The 15,593-nt window shown below is 71.9% G+C and carries 12 protein-coding genes and 1 pseudogene; 7 read left to right on the top strand and 6 right to left on the bottom strand.

All coding sequences use genetic code 11. The features are described 5' to 3' along the window. Window positions 1-38 precede the first annotated feature (38 nt). On the bottom strand, window positions 39-776 hold the full coding sequence (locus KUM40_RS19910) for a MerR family transcriptional regulator (protein WP_254395356.1): 738 nt from the start codon (window positions 774-776) through the stop codon (window positions 39-41). 183 nt (window positions 777-959) lie between these two features. Between KUM40_RS19910 and KUM40_RS19905 the strand changes: the two genes are divergently transcribed. Then, complete coding sequence (locus KUM40_RS19905) at window positions 960-2,429, top strand: amino acid permease (protein ID WP_217167352.1); 1,470 nt, start codon at window positions 960-962, stop codon at window positions 2,427-2,429. Between the two features lie 47 nt (window positions 2,430-2,476). Next, window positions 2,477-2,893: pseudogene (locus KUM40_RS19900) on the top strand (Appr-1-p processing protein); the annotation flags it as partial. A gap of 52 nt (window positions 2,894-2,945) precedes the next feature. On the opposite strand, the gene KUM40_RS19895 reads toward KUM40_RS19900, so the two are convergent. After that, on the bottom strand, window positions 2,946-4,439 hold the full coding sequence (locus KUM40_RS19895; RefSeq protein ID WP_217167351.1) for a M1 family metallopeptidase: 1,494 nt from the start codon (window positions 4,437-4,439) through the stop codon (window positions 2,946-2,948). A 163-nt stretch (window positions 4,440-4,602) separates the two neighbouring features. Between KUM40_RS19895 and KUM40_RS19890 the strand changes: the two genes are divergently transcribed. From KUM40_RS19890 to KUM40_RS19880, 3 genes are all read left to right on the top strand, one after another. Next, a complete protein-coding gene (locus KUM40_RS19890) occupies window positions 4,603-4,875 on the top strand; it encodes a hypothetical protein (protein ID WP_254395355.1) in 273 nt (90 codons plus the stop codon). Then, window positions 4,872-6,173, top strand: a complete 1,302-nt coding sequence (locus KUM40_RS19885) for a M14 family metallocarboxypeptidase (protein ID WP_217167349.1) — start codon at window positions 4,872-4,874, stop codon at window positions 6,171-6,173. The genes KUM40_RS19890 and KUM40_RS19885 overlap by 4 nt, the downstream gene beginning before the upstream one ends. Before the next feature lie 81 nt (window positions 6,174-6,254). Continuing rightward, window positions 6,255-7,991 carry a BCCT family transporter gene (locus KUM40_RS19880; protein ID WP_217167348.1) on the top strand — a complete coding sequence of 579 codons (1,737 nt, stop codon included), beginning with the start codon at window positions 6,255-6,257 and terminating at the stop codon, window positions 7,989-7,991. An 89-nt stretch (window positions 7,992-8,080) separates the two neighbouring features. On the opposite strand, the gene KUM40_RS19875 is transcribed toward KUM40_RS19880, so the two are convergent. After that, complete coding sequence (locus KUM40_RS19875; protein ID WP_217167347.1) at window positions 8,081-9,031, bottom strand: FAD-dependent oxidoreductase; 951 nt, start codon at window positions 9,029-9,031, stop codon at window positions 8,081-8,083. A 168-nt stretch (window positions 9,032-9,199) separates the two neighbouring features. Here KUM40_RS19875 and KUM40_RS19870 point away from each other — a divergent pair, with 168 nt between their 5' ends. After that, window positions 9,200-10,846 carry an ABC-F family ATP-binding cassette domain-containing protein gene (locus tag KUM40_RS19870; RefSeq protein ID WP_217167346.1) on the top strand — a complete coding sequence of 549 codons (1,647 nt, stop codon included), beginning with the start codon at window positions 9,200-9,202 and terminating at the stop codon, window positions 10,844-10,846. A gap of 103 nt (window positions 10,847-10,949) precedes the next feature. On the opposite strand, the gene KUM40_RS19865 is transcribed toward KUM40_RS19870, so the two are convergent. The 3 genes from KUM40_RS19865 to KUM40_RS19855 form a co-directional block, all read right to left on the bottom strand. Then, on the bottom strand, window positions 10,950-13,310 hold the full coding sequence (locus KUM40_RS19865; RefSeq protein WP_217167345.1) for a Tex family protein: 2,361 nt from the start codon (window positions 13,308-13,310) through the stop codon (window positions 10,950-10,952). A gap of 66 nt (window positions 13,311-13,376) precedes the next feature. Further along, the gene (locus tag KUM40_RS19860) at window positions 13,377-13,517 is read right to left on the bottom strand and encodes an LPFR motif small protein (protein ID WP_217167344.1); all 141 of its coding nucleotides are present in this window, start codon (window positions 13,515-13,517) and stop codon (window positions 13,377-13,379) included. Window positions 13,518-13,613: 96 nt separating this feature from the next. Beyond that, a complete protein-coding gene (locus KUM40_RS19855) occupies window positions 13,614-14,483 on the bottom strand; it encodes a hypothetical protein (protein WP_217167343.1) in 870 nt (289 codons plus the stop codon). Between the two features lie 113 nt (window positions 14,484-14,596). Here KUM40_RS19855 and KUM40_RS19850 point away from each other — a divergent pair, with 113 nt between their 5' ends. Then, window positions 14,597-15,574, top strand: coding sequence for a GlxA family transcriptional regulator (locus KUM40_RS19850; protein WP_217167342.1), 978 nt, complete (start codon window positions 14,597-14,599; stop codon window positions 15,572-15,574). Window positions 15,575-15,593: the final 19 nt, after the last annotated feature.

Genomic DNA, 15,593 nt, shown 5'->3' with positions numbered 1-15,593 from the left:
GCTGAGGCAGCGCCTCCGGGAAGGACCGGAGCAGCGCCTCAGTCCTCGCCGCTCCCGTCGAGCCACTCCCGCAGTTCCTCGCGCAGCGACCGCTGGAAGGTGGTCAGCAGCGCCTGGACCACCAGCGGGTGCATGTGCGCCGACAGGGACCGCACGTCCCGCGCGTCGCGTTCGGCGACCGCGTCGCGCAGCAGCCGCGACAGGTCCCGCGCGGCGGCGCGGGAGTGCTCGAGGAGGGCCGCACGGGCGGCGAGGACCGTCTCGGGGGAGAAGGGCACGTCGAGCAGTTCGACGCCGAGCCGGAGCAGCCCGGCGTCGACCCGGTAGGCGTCACTGTCCGGGGCGGCACCGTCCGGGGCGGCGCCGTCCCGCGCGACGACGTCCATCGCCGTGAGCCGGTCCACCTCGTCGTCCGTCAGCGGCCGGCCCGCGCGCCGGCCCAGCTCCTCGCGCGTGAGGCTCTCCACCGTCTCCGGCGCCCAGGAGGCCACCACCGCGCGGTGCAGCGCCAGGTCGTGGGCGCTCAGGCCGGGTGGAAGCTGCCCCAGATACCGCTCGATCGCGGCCAGCGTCATGCCCTGGTGCTGCAACTCCTCGATCAGCGCCAGCCGCGCCAGATGCTCCCCGCCGTAGTGCCCCACCCGCCGCGGACCGATCGTCGGCGGCGGCAGCAGCCCCCTGGTGCCGTAGAAGCGGACCGTGCGCACCGTGACGCCGGCCCGCGCGGCCAGCTCGTCGATCGTGAGGGCAGGCTCCTCGGTGTCGGTCGTCGTCATGTGCAGCAGTATCGCTGTCTCACCAGTGCTGTGAAACCGGTGTGACATGAGCCACCGCATGCCCACGCGGCGTCGTGGGAAGGTGCCGTCTTGGTCTGTGCCGCGAAGGGTGGTGCGGGCCTTGTCGCTGTACGGACGACCTGGGCGTACCCCGCCCGGGCGCACCAGAGATTGGTACCACCCGTGAGCAAGGACGCCGTCGAGACGGCACAGGTCGCCGCCCACCCCCAGGCGACCGGGACCATCCCCGCGGACGCGGGCGACGCCGGTTACAGCAAGGACCTCAAGGCCCGCCACGTCAACATGATCGCCATCGGCGGCGCGATCGGCACCGGCCTCTTCCTCGGCGCCGGCGGACGCCTGCGCGACGCGGGCCCGGCGCTCGCGATCGCCTACCTCGTCGCCGGCGTCTTCGCCTTCTTCGTCGTCAGGGCCCTCGGCGAGCTGGTGCTCTACCGGCCCTCCTCCGGGTCCTTCGTGTCGTACGCGCGCGAGTTCCTCGGCGAGAAGGGCGCCTATGTCGCCGGCTGGATGTACTTCCTGAACTGGTCGACGACCGGCATCGCCGACATCACCGCGATCGCCCTGTACACGCACTACTGGAGTATGTTCACGAGCATTCCCCAGTGGGTGCTCGCCCTGATCGCCCTCGCGGTGGTCCTGGCCGTGAACCTCATCTCCGTGAAGATCTTCGGCGAGATGGAGTTCTGGTTCGCGATCATCAAGGTCGCCACCCTCGTCGCCTTCATGCTGATCGGCATCTTCCTGCTGGCCACCCAGCACGACGTGGGCGGCCAGACCCCGGGCGTCGGCATGATCACCGATCACGGCGGCATCCTCCCGCACGGAGTGATGCCCGTGGTCCTCGTCATGCAGGGCGTGATCTTCTCCTACGCCGCCCTGGAGCTGGTCGGCGTCGCCGCCGGCGAGACCGCCGAGCCCGAGAAGATCGTCCCGCGTGCGGTGAACTCGATCATGTGGCGGGTCGCCCTGTTCTACGTCGGCTCGGTCGTCCTGCTGGTCCTGCTGCTGCCCAGCTCGCTCTACTCGGGCGACGAGAGCCCCTTCGTCACCGTCCTGTCGAAGATCGGCGTCCCGGCGGCCGACGACGTGATGAACCTGGTGGTCCTCACCGCCGCCATGTCCTCCCTGAACTCCGGCCTGTACTCCACCGGCCGCATCCTGCGCTCCATGGCGACGGCGGGCTCCGCGCCCAGGTTCACCGGAGTGATGAGCCGCAGCCAGGTGCCCTACGGCGGCATCCTGCTCACCTGCGCGGTCTGCGTCCTCGGCGTCGGCCTGAACTACCTGGTGCCGAGCAAGGCCTTCGAGATCGTGCTGAACGTCGCCTCGCTCGGCATCATCAGCACCTGGGTGATCATCATGATCTGCCACCTCGCCTTCGTCCGCCGGGCACGCGCGGGTCTGCTCGAGCGGCCGCACTTCCGCCTGCCCGGCAGCCCGGTCACCGAGATCGTCACGATCGCCTTCCTGCTGGCGGTGATCGTCCTGATGTGGAACGACCACGAGGTCGGCCGCAAGACCGTGCTGCTCGTGCCCGTGATCGCGCTGATGCTGGTGGCGGGCTGGTTCGGTGTCCGCCGCCGGGTGGCACGCAACGCCGAGCAGGAGCTGGGCGGTCTCACCAAGTAGCCGGCAGACACCGGGCCGCCACCGTTCCGTCGGTCAAGGGCGTCAAGGTGATCGCCCACGTGTGCAACGACCTCGGCGGCTGGGGCAAGGGCTTCGTCCTGGCCGTCACCCGCCGCTGGCCCGAGCCGGAGGCGGCCTACCGCGCCTGGCACCGCGACCGCGCGTCGAACGACTTCGGTCTTGGCGCCGTCCAGTTCGTCCGGGTCGAGCCGTACGTGTGGGTGGCCAACATGATCGGCCAGCGCGGCACGCGGACCGGCAGCAAGGGCGTCCCCGTGCGCTACGAGGCGATCGACACGGCCCTCGGCCGCCTCGCCGACAAGGCGGCCGAGCTGGACGCCTCCGTGCACATGCCCCGCATAGGCTGCGGTCTGGCCGGCGGCAAGTGGTCCCGCGTGGAGCCGCTCGTCACCGACCGCCTCGCCCGGCGAGGTGTCCCCGTGACCGTCTACGACCACGGGGACACCGCCTGGAACCACCTAGGACCGCCTAGGACTGCCTGGGACCGTGCGCCGGTCAGTGCTCGTGCACATCGTTCGTCGCGGCGATCTTCCGCCACGAGCGGGGCTGCGCGGGCGTGTCCGAGGACTTGGTGAGGGACGCCGCGCGCGCCGCCGGGGCGTCCGGCTTCGACGGCTGGAACAGCCAGGTGTCGAACAGCGCGGCCAGCGGCTTGCCGGAGACCTCCTCGGCGTACCGCCGGAAGTCGGCGACCGACGCGTTGCCGTACGCGTACTTGGCGGGCCACCCCTTCAGGATGGCGAAGAAGTCCTCGTCGCCGATCTCGTTCCGCAGCGCCTGAAGGGCCAGCGCGCCCCGGTCGTAGACCGCCGCGTCGAACTGGTTCTCCGGCCCGGGATCACCGGGTTCCACCGTCCAGAACGCGTCGTCGGCCGGGTGTGAGGCGTACGTGTAGTCGGCCAGCTCCTGCGCCGTGCCCTCGCCCTCGTGCTCGGACCACAGCCACTGGGCGTACCGGGCGAAGCCCTCGTTGATCCAGATGTCCTTCCAGCCCCGCACCGAGACCAGATCGCCGTACCACTGGTGGGCCAGCTCGTGCACGACCACGGACACGTTCGACCCGTTCGCGAACTGCCGCGGGCTGTAGAACGGCCGGGTCTGCGTCTCCAGCGCGTACCCGGTGTCCGTGTTCGGCACGTAACCGCCGAGCGCGTTGAAGGGATACGGCCCGAAGTAGCCGGTCAGCCAGTCCGCGACCTCCCCGGTCCGCTCCACGCTGGCCCGCGCCGCGCCGTCGTTCGCGCCCAGGTCCTTGCTGTAGGCGTTGACAATGGGGATGCCGCTCTCGGTCGTGCCGGTGGTGAGGTCGAACTTCCCGACCGCCAGCGTGGCGAGATACGTGGCCTGCGGCTTGTCGGAGCGCCAGTTCCAGCGCGTCCAGCCGAGCCGCGAACTCGTCGACTGGAGGGTGCCGTTCGAGATGGCCTGAGTGCCGTCCGGCACCTGCACCGACACGTCGTAGGTGGCCTTGTCGAGGGGATGGTCGTTGCTGGGGAACCACCACGCCGCGGCCTCGGGCTCGTTCGCGCCGACGCCGCCGTCCGGGGTGCGGTGCCAGCTTGTGAAGCCGTACGCCTCCTTCGAGGACGGCACGCCGCTGTAGCGGACGACGACGGTGACGGATGTGCCCTTGTCGAGCGGGCTCTGCGGGGTGATCTCCAGCTCCTGCTCGCCCGAGGTGGTGAACGACGCCTTCGCGCCGTTCACCCGCACCTCGCCGACGTCCAGCAGGAAGTCGAGGTTGAACCGCGACAGGTCCTCCGTGGTACGGGCCAGGATCGTCGCCGTACCCTCCAGCCGGTCCGTGGCCGGCTGGTACTTCAGGCGCAGGTCGTAGTGCGAGACGTCGTATCCGCCGTTTCCGTAGGCCGGGTAGTAGGGGTCGCCGATGCCCGGAGCGCCGGGGGAGTGGGCCGCCGCCGACGCCGGGATCGCCAGCATGAGGGAGGCGGCGCCCAGCACGCCCGGCACAGAGATTCTGCGGTGCACGAAAGCTCCAAGTCGTAGGGTCACGAAGTCTGTTCGGAGGCTATTCAGCTCCTGTGCCCGCCGTCATGTCCACGGCCACCCCTGTCACACGATCGCCATCCGGCCGTCACCGGCCACCTCCGGCCCCCTTCTGCGCGGGAGTCGACCGATGTACCGTCCGCGCATGCCGATACGCATGCGCCTCACGATCCGGAGACCGCTCGCGACGGCGGCCACGGCCGCATCCCGGCAACCTTGGGCCGACACGCCGACGCCCACCCTGGACCTCTCCCGCACGTCGGCCCGCGTACCGTTCATCGGCGGAACCGCCGCGTCCGCCCATGCCACCGCAGGTAAGGCGACCGTCGGTACGGCGACCGCCGCTCCGGCACCCGCACCGCTCGACGGCATGACCACGCCGCACCCCACGCACCGCGCCCCGAAGGGAGGCCGATGAACCGCCTGCGCACCCTCACCGTGACCACCGCGGCCCTCGCCGCGTCCCTCCTCGGCGCCCCGGCCCACGCCGACGCCTCCGCGCACCACCCGCCCCGCACCGGCTTCGAGAAGACGCACGGCGCCCGCTGGACCACGCAGCCCGAGGAACACACCCTCCTGGCCGCCGCCGACCGGGCGAGCGACCGCGTCACCGTCGACCGCATCGGCACCACGAAGCAGAACCGCCCGCTCCGGCTCGTGACGATCGGCAGGTCCTCCACCCCCAACAAGGTGCTCCTCGTGTGCAGCCAGCACGGCGACGAGCCCTCCGGGCGCGAGGCCTGCCTGTCCACCGTCCGCGACCTGGCGTATGCCAAGGACCCGCGGACCCGGCGTTTCCTGGACCGCACCACCGTGCTGGTCGTGCCCACCGCCAACCCCGACGGCCGGGCCGCCGACACCCGCGGCAACAGCGACGGCGTCGACATCAACCGCGACCACCTCGCCCTGGAGACGGCCGAGGCCCGCGCCATGGCCGCCGTCGTCCGCGACCGGCGCCCCGACGTCATCTACGACCTGCACGAGTACGGCGCCACGCCCCCGTACGGCGCCACGCCCCCGTACTACGACAAGGACCTCTTCGACCTCTGGCCCCGCAACCTCAACACCCGTACGCCGGTCCACGACGAGGCCCGGACCCTGTCCGGGGCGTACGTCCGCCCCGCCGCCGAGAACGCCGGGTACTCGACCGGCACCTACGGCATCTGGACCGACCCCGTCACCGGCGACCCGGTCAAGCAGACCGCCGGCGACGGCCAGGAACGCATCCTGCGGAACATGTCCGGCGTGAAACACGCGGTCGGCCTGCTCATCGAGAGCCGCGTCGACCCGCTGACCGACGCCGAGCGCGAGGACCCGGCCCTGAACAACCGGCGCCGGGTGAACTCCCAGCTCGCCGCCCTGGACGGCATGTTCCGCCACGCGGACGGACGGCGCGGACACGTCGAGGCGGCCACCGGTGCCGCCCGCCTGGCCGGACTGGCCGACACCGGACCCGTGTACCTCGGCGGCGCGGACAACGACCCGGCCGAGGCCTCCGAGGTGCTCCAGGACCCGCCCTGCGGCTACCGGCTGACGGCTGCCCAATACACCGACATCCGGGATGAACTCGCTCTGCACGGTGTACATGTGCGCCCGGACGGGGAGAAGGGCGCCTACGTACCGCTGCGCCAGCCGCAGCGGGCCCTGGTACCGCTGCTCCTGGACGAGCGTGCGACATACCACCTGACGGTGGGTGAACCCGACGCCCACTGCTGAGGAGGTGAGTTTCGCGTCGCACGTGGTTATGGGCGTAGCGGAGGGGTATTTTCGGCCTCATCGACTTGAAAGGTGCCGTCTGTGACGCAGGACCGACCAAGCGACAAGGAAGAACACGACAGAGGTCCGCTTCCGGGCACGGAAGCGGACCTGCCGGGGCGCGAGCACACGCCCGGGACCGACCGCGTCGTCTTCGGCGTCACTGCTGCCCTCACCCTGGCGTTCGTCGTCTGGGGTGCCGTCGCCACCGACTCGCTGGAGGATGTCTCCAGCAGCATGCTCGGTGGCCTGCTGCACAACGGCGGCTGGGCGTTCACGCTCGCCGCCTCCGGGTTCGTGGTCTTCGCCCTCTGGCTCGCGGCCAGCCGCTACGGCCGCATCCACCTGGGCGCCGAGGGCGAGGAACCCGAGTTCCGGACCGTGTCCTGGGTCGCCATGATGTTCAGCGCGGGCATGGGCATCGGCCTGATGTTCTACGGCGTGAGCGAGCCGCTGGCGCACTACACGACGGCCCCGCCCGGCACCAGCCCGGCCAGCTCCGGTGACAGCATGGCGACGGCCATGGCCACCACCCTGTTCCACTGGACGCTCCACCCGTGGGCGATCTACGCGGTGGTCGGTCTCGGTATCGCCTACAGCACGTTCCGCAGGCGCCGCAGGCAGACCATAAGTGCGGTGTTCACCCCGCTCATCGGCGAGAAGCACGCCAACGGGGCCAGCGGACGGGTCATCGACATCCTGGCCATCATCGCGACGATCTTCGGCTCCGCGGCCTCCCTGGGCCTCGGCGCGCTGCAGATCGGCTCCGGCCTGGAGAAGCTCGACTGGATGGACAAGGTCAGCACCGGGCTGCTGGTCGGCATCATCGCGGTGCTGACGGTGGCGTTCGTGGCCTCCGCGATCTCCGGCGTCGAGAAGGGCATCCAGTGGCTGTCCAACACCAACATGGTGCTGGCCCTGCTGCTCGCCGTGTTCGTGTTCGTCGCGGGCCCGACGATCCTCATCCTCGACCTGTTCCCGACCTCGATCTTCGCCTACCTCGGCGACCTGCCCCAGATGGCCGGCCGCACCGAGATCAGCGGCGGCGAGGGCGTCGCGGACTGGCTGGGTAGCTGGACCGTCTTCTACTGGGCGTGGTGGATCTCCTGGACGCCCTTCGTCGGCATGTTCATCGCCCGTATCAGCCGGGGCCGGACCATCCGTCAGTTCATCGGCGGCGTCATCCTGGTCCCCAGCGTGGTCAGCCTGATCTGGTTCGCGATCTTCGGCGGTTCGGCGATGCGGCTGCAGGAGCAGAACCGGCTGGGCGACGACACGACCCCCGAGGGCCAGCTCTTCGCCGTGCTGCAGGAGTACCCCATCGCCACCGCGACCAGCCTGCTGGTGATGATCCTCGTCGGCATCTTCTTCGTGTCGGGAGCCGACGCGGCCTCCATCGTGATGGGCACGCTGTCGCAGAAGGGCGCGCTGGAACCGAGCCGCTGGGTGGTGGTCTTCTGGGGCGTGGTGACCGGCGCGGTCGCCGCGATCATGCTGCTGATCGGCAGCGGCGAGGCGGACGCGCTCACCGGTCTGCAGAACCTCACGATCCTCGCGGCGGCGCCCTTCGTCATCGTGATGATCTTCATGTGCGTCGCCCTCATGCGCGACCTGCGCCGTGACCCCCTCATCGTGCGCGGCGAGATGGCGTCCGAAGTCGTCGGACTGGCGGTCATCGAGGGCCACAGGCAGTACGAGGGCGAGTTCGAGATCCGGATCGGCCCCGGCCCCGGCACGGAGGTGGAGGGCGACCCGATCGGCAAGCACCAAAATAGCTGAACCCTGCCGGTCGGCCGTGCCACCGGATCGCCCGGTCGGTCGGCCGGTCGGTCGGCCGGGCGGCCGGGCGGGCGGTCGGTACGACGGCGTCAGGAGGCGAGCGCGGCCGCCTCCTGCGCGCAGCCCCAGGCCACGGTCACACCCGCGCCGCCATGACCGTAGTTGTGCACCAGCAGTCGGCCGTCCGGCAGCGTCTCGCGCTCCAGCCGGACGGCGCTGCGCGCCGGCCGCAGCCCGACCGGGTGCGCGAGCACCCGCGCCCCGGCGATCTCGGGCCGCAGTGCCGCGCACCGCCGCACGATGTCCTCGGCGACCGCCGGGTCCGGCTCGGCCGACCAGACGTCGTCCTCGGCCGTCCCGCCCAGCAGGAGCCGGCCGGGCTGCGGAAGGAAGTACGTCACCTCCCCGGAGACGGGATCGTTGGAGACCAGCCAGGTCCGGATACCGGGGTTCTCCACCACGACCAGTTGTCCGCGCACCGGACGCACGTCCGGGTCCGGCACCAGCTCCCGGGCGCCCAGGCCCGTGCAGTTGACCACGACCGGCGCGTCCGCCTCGGCCAGGTGGGTCACCGCACGCGCCTCCACAGTGCCGCCCGCCGCCACCAGCCGCTCCCGCAACCAGGGCAGATGAGTCGACATGTCGATGAGCGGCAGCCGCGCCCACAGCCCCTGCCCGGCGTACTCCGCGGCACTCGACGCGCGCAGTCCCGGCAGCCGGGCGGCGGCCCACGCGCCCACCTCGTCCAGACCGGTCTCGCCTAGCACCCCCTCGACCATGCGTACGCCGGTCTCCTCGGGCCGCGCGGCCAGCTCCTCGTACACGTCCAGGGAACGCAGCGCCCACGCGCGCACCAGCTCCACCGGCTCGATCCGGTACGGCCACCACAGCCCGCCCGCGACCACCGAGGTGGTCCGCTCGACGGGCTCCCGCGTCCACAGCCGCACCCGCCTGCCCCGCTCGGCGAGAACGACGGCCGTCGTCAGCCCGACCACCCCGCCGCCGACCACGACGACCTCGTCATCCAGTTCGGTTTCCACACCGCGACGTTAGCGGAACGCCCCATGCCGCGCTCGAAGCGGTCCCGCCCGACGGCGACCGGCGCCGGGCGGCGCCGGTCGCCGTCGGGAAGGGGCGCTGGTGGCGGCGGTGACGCGCGGAAAACCCGGCTGAGCGTACGCCGGACCGCCGCTAGGATCGACGGTCTGATGACTGCCACCCTCGTCGCCAAGAACCTCGCCGCCGGCCACGGAGACCGCTCCCTGTTCACCGGGCTCGACCTCGTCGTCGCACCCGGCGACGTGATCGGCCTCGTGGGGGCCAACGGCGCGGGCAAGTCCACCCTCCTGCGGATGCTCGCCGGGCTGACCACGCCGGAACAGGGCGAGCTGCGCCTGTCCCCGCCCACCGCCACCGTCGGCCACCTCCCGCAGGAACCGGAGCGCCGCCCCGGCGAGACCGTCCGGGCGTTCCTGTCCCGCCGCACCGGCGTCACCGACGCCCAGCACGCCATGGACGAGGCCACCCAGGCCCTGGTCGACGGCGCCCCAGGTGCGGACGACGCGTACGCGAACAGCCTCGAGCGCTGGCTGGCCCTGGGCGGCGCCGACCTCGACGACCGGGCCGGGGAGACCGCCGACGCGCTGGGCCTGACGGTCGACCTGGAGCAGCCGATGACGTCGCTGTCCGGCGGCCAGGCCGCGCGGACCGGCCTCGCCTCCCTCCTCCTGTCCCGCTACGACGTCTTCCTGCTCGACGAGCCGACCAACGACCTCGACCTGGACGGTCTGGAGCGCCTCGAACGCTTCGTGACCGGCCTGCGCGCCGGCACCGTCGTCGTCAGCCACGACCGCGAGTTCCTCACCCGCACCGTCACCAAGGTCCTCGAACTCGACCTCGCCCAGCGGCAGATCAACCTCTACGGCGGCGGCTACGAGGCCTACCTGGAGGAACGCGAGGTGGGCCGTCGGCACGCCCGCGACGAGTTCGAGGAGTACGCCGACAAACGGGCGTCCCTCCAGGACCGGGCCCAGACGCAGCGCGCCTGGATGGACAAGGGCGTCAAGAACGCCCGGCGCAAGGCGGGCAACGACAACGACAAGATCGGCCGCAAGTTCCGCAGCGAGGCCAGCGAGAAGCAGGCCGCCAAGGCCCGCCAGACACAGCGCATGATCGAACGCCTCGAGGTCGTCGAAGAACCCCGCAAGGAGTGGGACCTGCGCATGGAGATCGCCGCGGCGCCCCGCTCGGGCGCGGTGGTCGCCACCCTGCGCGACGCCGAGGTCCGGCGCGGCGACTTCGTGCTCGGCCCGGTCTCCCTCCAGATCGACTGGGCGGACCGGGTGGCGGTGACGGGAGCCAACGGCGCGGGCAAGTCCACGCTGCTGGGCGCCCTCCTGGGCCGCGTCCCGCTCGACGCCGGGCACGCGGCGCTCGGCTCCGGAGTCCTGCTCGGCGAGGTCGACCAGGCCCGCAAGCTGTTCTACGGGCCCGAGAGTCTGCTCGACGCCTTCCGCGCCCCCGTCCCCGACGCGGAACCGGCCGAGATCCGCACCCTCCTCGCCAAGTTCGGCCTCAAGGCGGACCACGTCACGCGCCCCGCCTCCACCCTCTCCCCGGGCGAACGCACGAGGGCCGCGCTCGCTCTCCTCCAGGGCAGCGGCGTCAACCTCCTGGTCCTGGACGAGCCGACCAACCACCTCGACCTACCGGCCATCGAACAACTGGAGTCGGCCCTGGACGCCTACCAGGGCACGCTCCTGCTGATCACCCACGACCGCCGCATGCTGAACGCGGTACGAGTAACGAGGCGCCTAGAGGTCACGGACGGCAAGGTGATGGAGGCCTCCGCGTAGCTGCGGGCAATCGTGCGGCTGGGGCGGCACCCGTCCCAAAGCGGGCGGCACCCGGCAAGCGCCGGTCCGCGCACCCACCCCCGGCCACAACCGCGCCCCGCGCCTACGCCAACCCGGCCCGCCGCAACGCGTCGGCCATCGCCCCGCTGGACGGGGAAGGCGCCGCAGACGACCGCCCCTTCCCCCCACCGCCGGAGGCAGCCCGCTGCTGCCGCTGCCGAGGCGGCTTCCCACCCCGCTCCTTCTTCGGCTCCCCCTCCGGAGCCGCCTCGTCGTCCAACCGCAACGTCAACGAGATCCGCTTGCGCGGAATGTCGACGTCCATCACCTTCACCTTCACGATGTCCCCGGGCTTCACCACGTCCCGCGGGTCCTTCACGAACGTCTTCGACATCGCGGACACGTGCACGAGCCCGTCCTGATGCACACCGACGTCCACGAACGCCCCGAAGGCGGCGACATTCGTGACGACACCCTCCAGGACCATCCCGGAGGAAAGGTCGGAGATCTTCTCCACGCCCTCCTTGAAGGTGGCCGTCTTGAAGGCGGGCCGAGGGTCGCGCCCCGGCTTCTCCAGCTCCCGCAGAATGTCCGTGACCGTCGGCAGACCGAACGTCTCGTCCACGAACGCAGCCGGCTTCAACGACCGCAGCACCGACGTGTTGCCGATCAGCCCGGCCACCTCCTGCCCGGCGGTCTTCACCATCCGGCGCACCACCGGGTACGCCTCGGGGTGCACGCTGGACGCGTCCAGCGGGTCGTCACCTCCCCGGATCCGCAGGAAGCCCGCGCACTGCTCGTACGCCTTGGGGCCGAGCCGCGACACCTTCTTCAGCGTGGTGCGCGAAGTGAACGGCCCGTTCGCGTCGCGGTGCGCCACGATGTTCCCGGCGAGTCCGGAGGTGATGCCGGAGACCCGGGCGAGCAGCGGCGCGGAGGCCGTGTTGACGTCCACACCCACGCCGTTCACACAGTCCTCGACCACCGCGTCCAGGGAGCGGGACAGCTTCACCTCGGACAGGTCGTGCTGGTACTGCCCGACGCCGATCGACTTCGGGTCGATCTTCACCAGCTCGGCCAGCGGATCCTGGAGCCGCCGGGCGATCGACACCGCGCCGCGCAGCGAGACGTCCATGTCCGGCAGTTCCTGGGAGGCGAAGGCGGAGGCCGAGTACACGGAGGCGCCCGCCTCGGACACCATCACCTTGGTGAGCTTCAACTCCGGGTGCTTGGAGATGAGTTCCCCGGCGAGCTTGTCGGTCTCGCGGGAGGCCGTGCCGTTGCCGATGGCGATCAGGTCGACCGTGTGCTCCTTGGCCAGCCGCGCCAGCTTGGCGATCGCCTCGTCCCACCGGTTGGCGGGGACGTGCGGGTGGATCACGTCGGTGGCCACGACCTTGCCGGTCGCGTCGACCACGGCGACCTTCACGCCCGTCCGGAAACCGGGGTCGAGGCCGAGCGTCGCGCGGGTGCCCGCCGGGGCGGCCAGCAGCAGGTCGCGCAGGTTGGCGGCGAACACGTTCACCGCCTCGTCCTCGGCGGCGGTGCGCAGCCGCAGCCGGACGTCGATGCCCAGGTGCACCAGGATGCGGGTGCGCCAGGCCCAGCGGACGGTGTCCCGCAGCCACTTGTCCGCGGGCCGGCCGCGGTCGGCGATCCCGAACCGGCTCGCGACGATCCCCTCGTACGACGACGGGCCCTCGGTGGCCTCCTCGGGCTCCAGGACCAGGTCGAGCACGTCCTCCTTCTCGCCGCGCAGCATCGCGAGGATCCGGTGCGAGGGCAGCTCGGTGAACGGCTGGGCGAAGTCGAAGTAGTCGGCGAACTTGGCGCCGGCCTCCTCCTTGCCGTCCTTGACCTTGGCGGCGAGCCGCCCGCGCCCCCACATCCGCTCCCGCAGTTCGCCGATCAGGTCGGCGTCCTCGGAGAACTGCTCGGTGAGGATCGACCGCGCCCCGTCCAGGGCGGCCTGCGGATCGGCCACTCCCTTGTCGGCGTCGACGAACGCGGCCGCCGCGGCCAGGGGGTCCACCGACGCGTCGGCGAGCAGGCCCTCGGCCAGCGGCTCCAGACCCGCCTCACGCGCGATCTGCGCCTTCGTCCGCCGCTTCGGCTTGAACGGCAGATAGATGTCCTCCAGGCGCGCCTTGGTCTCCGCCGCCCGGATGCGCCCCTCGAGCTCCTCGGTGAGCTTGCCCTGTTCGCGCACCGAGTCGAGGATCGCCGTCCGCCGCTCCTCCAGCTCGCGCAGATAGCGCAGCCGCTCCTCGAGCGTGCGCAGTTGCGCGTCGTCGAGCATCTCGGTCGCTTCCTTGCGGTAGCGGGCGATGAAGGGCACTGTCGAGCCGCCGTCGAGCAACTCCACCGCGGCCCTCACCTGCCGCTCCCGCACGCCGAGCTCGTCGGCGATCCTGCTTTCGATGGACCCTACGTCGAAAAACGCGCTGGACCCGGGTGTCGTCACGATCCCGTACCGCCTTCTCACTGAGGTTGCGCGGCAATTGTGGCAGGTGACGCCGACAATCGGGGATCAGGGCACCGCCCGGGCCGGTCGGAACCCGGCGGAGGAGGCCCCGCCGAAGAGCCGGGCCAGGGCCCGGAAGGGAAGCGTCACCACGGTGGCGACTGCGCCACCGATCTGGCGCAGTACGTCTGCGATGGCACGGAACACGAGTTGCCCCTTTCGTCCCCCGACCCCATCGGCCGGGAGACCTACGGGTACCTCCGAAGCGGCTCGGCATGCCCGTTCCCGTGCCCGGGTGTGTCCTCAGCGCCTGGCGAGCAGGTCCGCCGGGAAGGCGCCGGCGCCGAGTGCCGTACGCGCGAAGGCCGCCCCGAGTTCCGTCAGGCGGGCCACGCCCTCCGCTCCCAGATGCGCGTAGGGGGCCGCGTCGAGCCGGTCCGTCTCCCGTTCGATCCCCTCGCGCAGGGCCGTGCCCTCCTCGGTCAGCCCGCCGGCCGCGTCGATCAGCCCGCGCTCGCGCAGTCGGCCGGTGGCCTCGTCCCACTCCTCCTGGGTCCAGCCCCGGGTGCCGAGGACCCACTTCGGCGCCAGGCCCTTGCCGGTCGCGGTGTGCGTGACCAGCGCCTCCAGACCGTCCAGGCCCGCGGTCACGAGCGCGGTGAGGTGGCCGTCGCCCCGGTGCTCGCGCAGCAGCGTCGCCGCGTGCCAGAACGCCAGGTGCGGAGCGTCGGGCACGGGCAGGTCCGCGTGGGCCGAGTAGAGCGGGCGGGCGCCGCGCGTGCAGCCCTCGGCGGCGCGCAGCGCCAGGCCTGCCGCTTCCGACATCTCGGCCGACGCCAGGGTCTCCTCGCCCAGCAGCCGGCGCAGCGTCGCGTCGACGGCACGCGCGCGTGCCGCGAGGGCCTGCTCCGGCGTGACCGTCTCCCAGACGGCGGGCACGTGCCGGGCGACCAGGTCGTGCTTGTAGTTGTAGAACGCGGCCGTCACGGCACCCGCCCCGACCGGCCCCAGCGCGGCGGCGCGCACCGCGAAGTTGACGGCCCGGGGATCGGTGACCCCCAGGGCGCCCAGTTCCCGGCCCAGGTCGGGCGAGAAGTAGTGCGTCGAGTGCAGCGAGTTGAGCGCGTTGTGGCAGCGGCGGCCCGCGCGTGGGTCGATGGCGGAAGTTGTCATGCCGCGCAGGTTACCAACCGCTCAGTACGTCCCCCAGGGGTGAGTGCCGCATGGCAGGAAAGGTGGGACACTCGTCATTGCGGCCACCCGGCGACGGGCGAAGAATCGACGGCATGCCGCAGCGAACCGGCCAAACCGGCCGAACCGTACTGGTACTCCTCTTCGACCACGTCCAGAGCCTCGACGTCACCGGCCCGGTGGAGGTCTTCGCGGGCGCCGAGCAGCACACGCCGGGGACGTACCGCATCAGGACGGCCTCGCTGGACGGCGCTCCCGTGCGCACGTCCAGCGGTCTGACCCTCGTACCGGACCATGCCCTCACCGACGCGCCCGAGCCGGACACCCTGGTGGTCCCCGGCGGCCGGGGCACCCGGAACCCCGACCCGCGCCTGACCGACTGGCTGCGCGGGCACGGACCCGACGCCCGGCGGCTGGTCTCGGTCTGCACCGGGGCGATCCTGCTCGCCCGGGCCGGGCTGCTGGACGGTCGCCGCGCCACCACCCACTGGGCCTACTCCGACCGGCTCGCCCGCGACCATCCGGCCGTGGACGTCGACCCCGACCCGATCTACATCCGCGACGGGAACGTGGCCACGTCCGCCGGCGTCACCTCCGGCATCGACCTCGCCCTCGCGCTGGTGGAGGAGGACCTGGGCCGGGACGTCGCCCTGACCGTCGCCCGCCACCTCGTGGTGTTCCTGCGCCGGCCCGGGAACCAGGCCCAGTTCAGCGCCCAGCTCGCCGCCCAGACCGCGCGTCGCGCACCGCTGCGGGAGCTGCAGCACTGGATCACCGAGCATCCGGGCGCCGATCTGAGCGTCGAGTCCCTCGCCGCCCGCGCCGCCCTCTCGCCGCGCCACTTCGCCCGCGCCTTCCAGGCGGAGACCGGCACCACGCCCGGCCGGTACGTCGACCGGGTCCGGCTGGAGCACGCCCGCCGGCTGCTGGAGGACACCGGCGACGGCGTCGAGGAGGTCTCCCGCGCCAGCGGCTACGGCACCCAGGAGGCCATGCGCCGCGCCTTCGTCAAGGCCCTGGGGACCCCACCGGCGGAGTACCGCCGACGCTTCCGACCCGCGCCCGTCACCTGAGGGCGCCGGGACCGAATGA

Source organism: Streptomyces sp. AC512_CC834, assembly GCF_019049325.1.
In the GTDB taxonomy this organism is placed as follows: domain Bacteria; phylum Actinomycetota; class Actinomycetes; order Streptomycetales; family Streptomycetaceae; genus Streptomyces.
The sequence above is the reverse complement of the archived record's forward strand: the minus strand, read 5'-3'. Positions and strand labels throughout refer to the sequence as shown.

Coding starts and splice junctions, on each gene's coding strand:
- KUM40_RS19910 (WP_254395356.1), bottom strand. CDS start 776: ATGACGACGACCGACACCGAGGAGCCTGCCCTCACGATCGACGAGCTG.
- KUM40_RS19890 (WP_254395355.1), top strand. CDS start 4,603: ATGCCGATACGCATGCGCCTCACGATCCGGAGACCGCTCGCGACGGCG.
- KUM40_RS19885 (WP_217167349.1), top strand. CDS start 4,872: ATGAACCGCCTGCGCACCCTCACCGTGACCACCGCGGCCCTCGCCGCG.
- KUM40_RS19850 (WP_217167342.1), top strand. CDS start 14,597: ATGCCGCAGCGAACCGGCCAAACCGGCCGAACCGTACTGGTACTCCTC.
- KUM40_RS19855 (WP_217167343.1), bottom strand. CDS start 14,483: ATGACAACTTCCGCCATCGACCCACGCGCGGGCCGCCGCTGCCACAAC.
- KUM40_RS19870 (WP_217167346.1), top strand. CDS start 9,200: ATGACTGCCACCCTCGTCGCCAAGAACCTCGCCGCCGGCCACGGAGAC.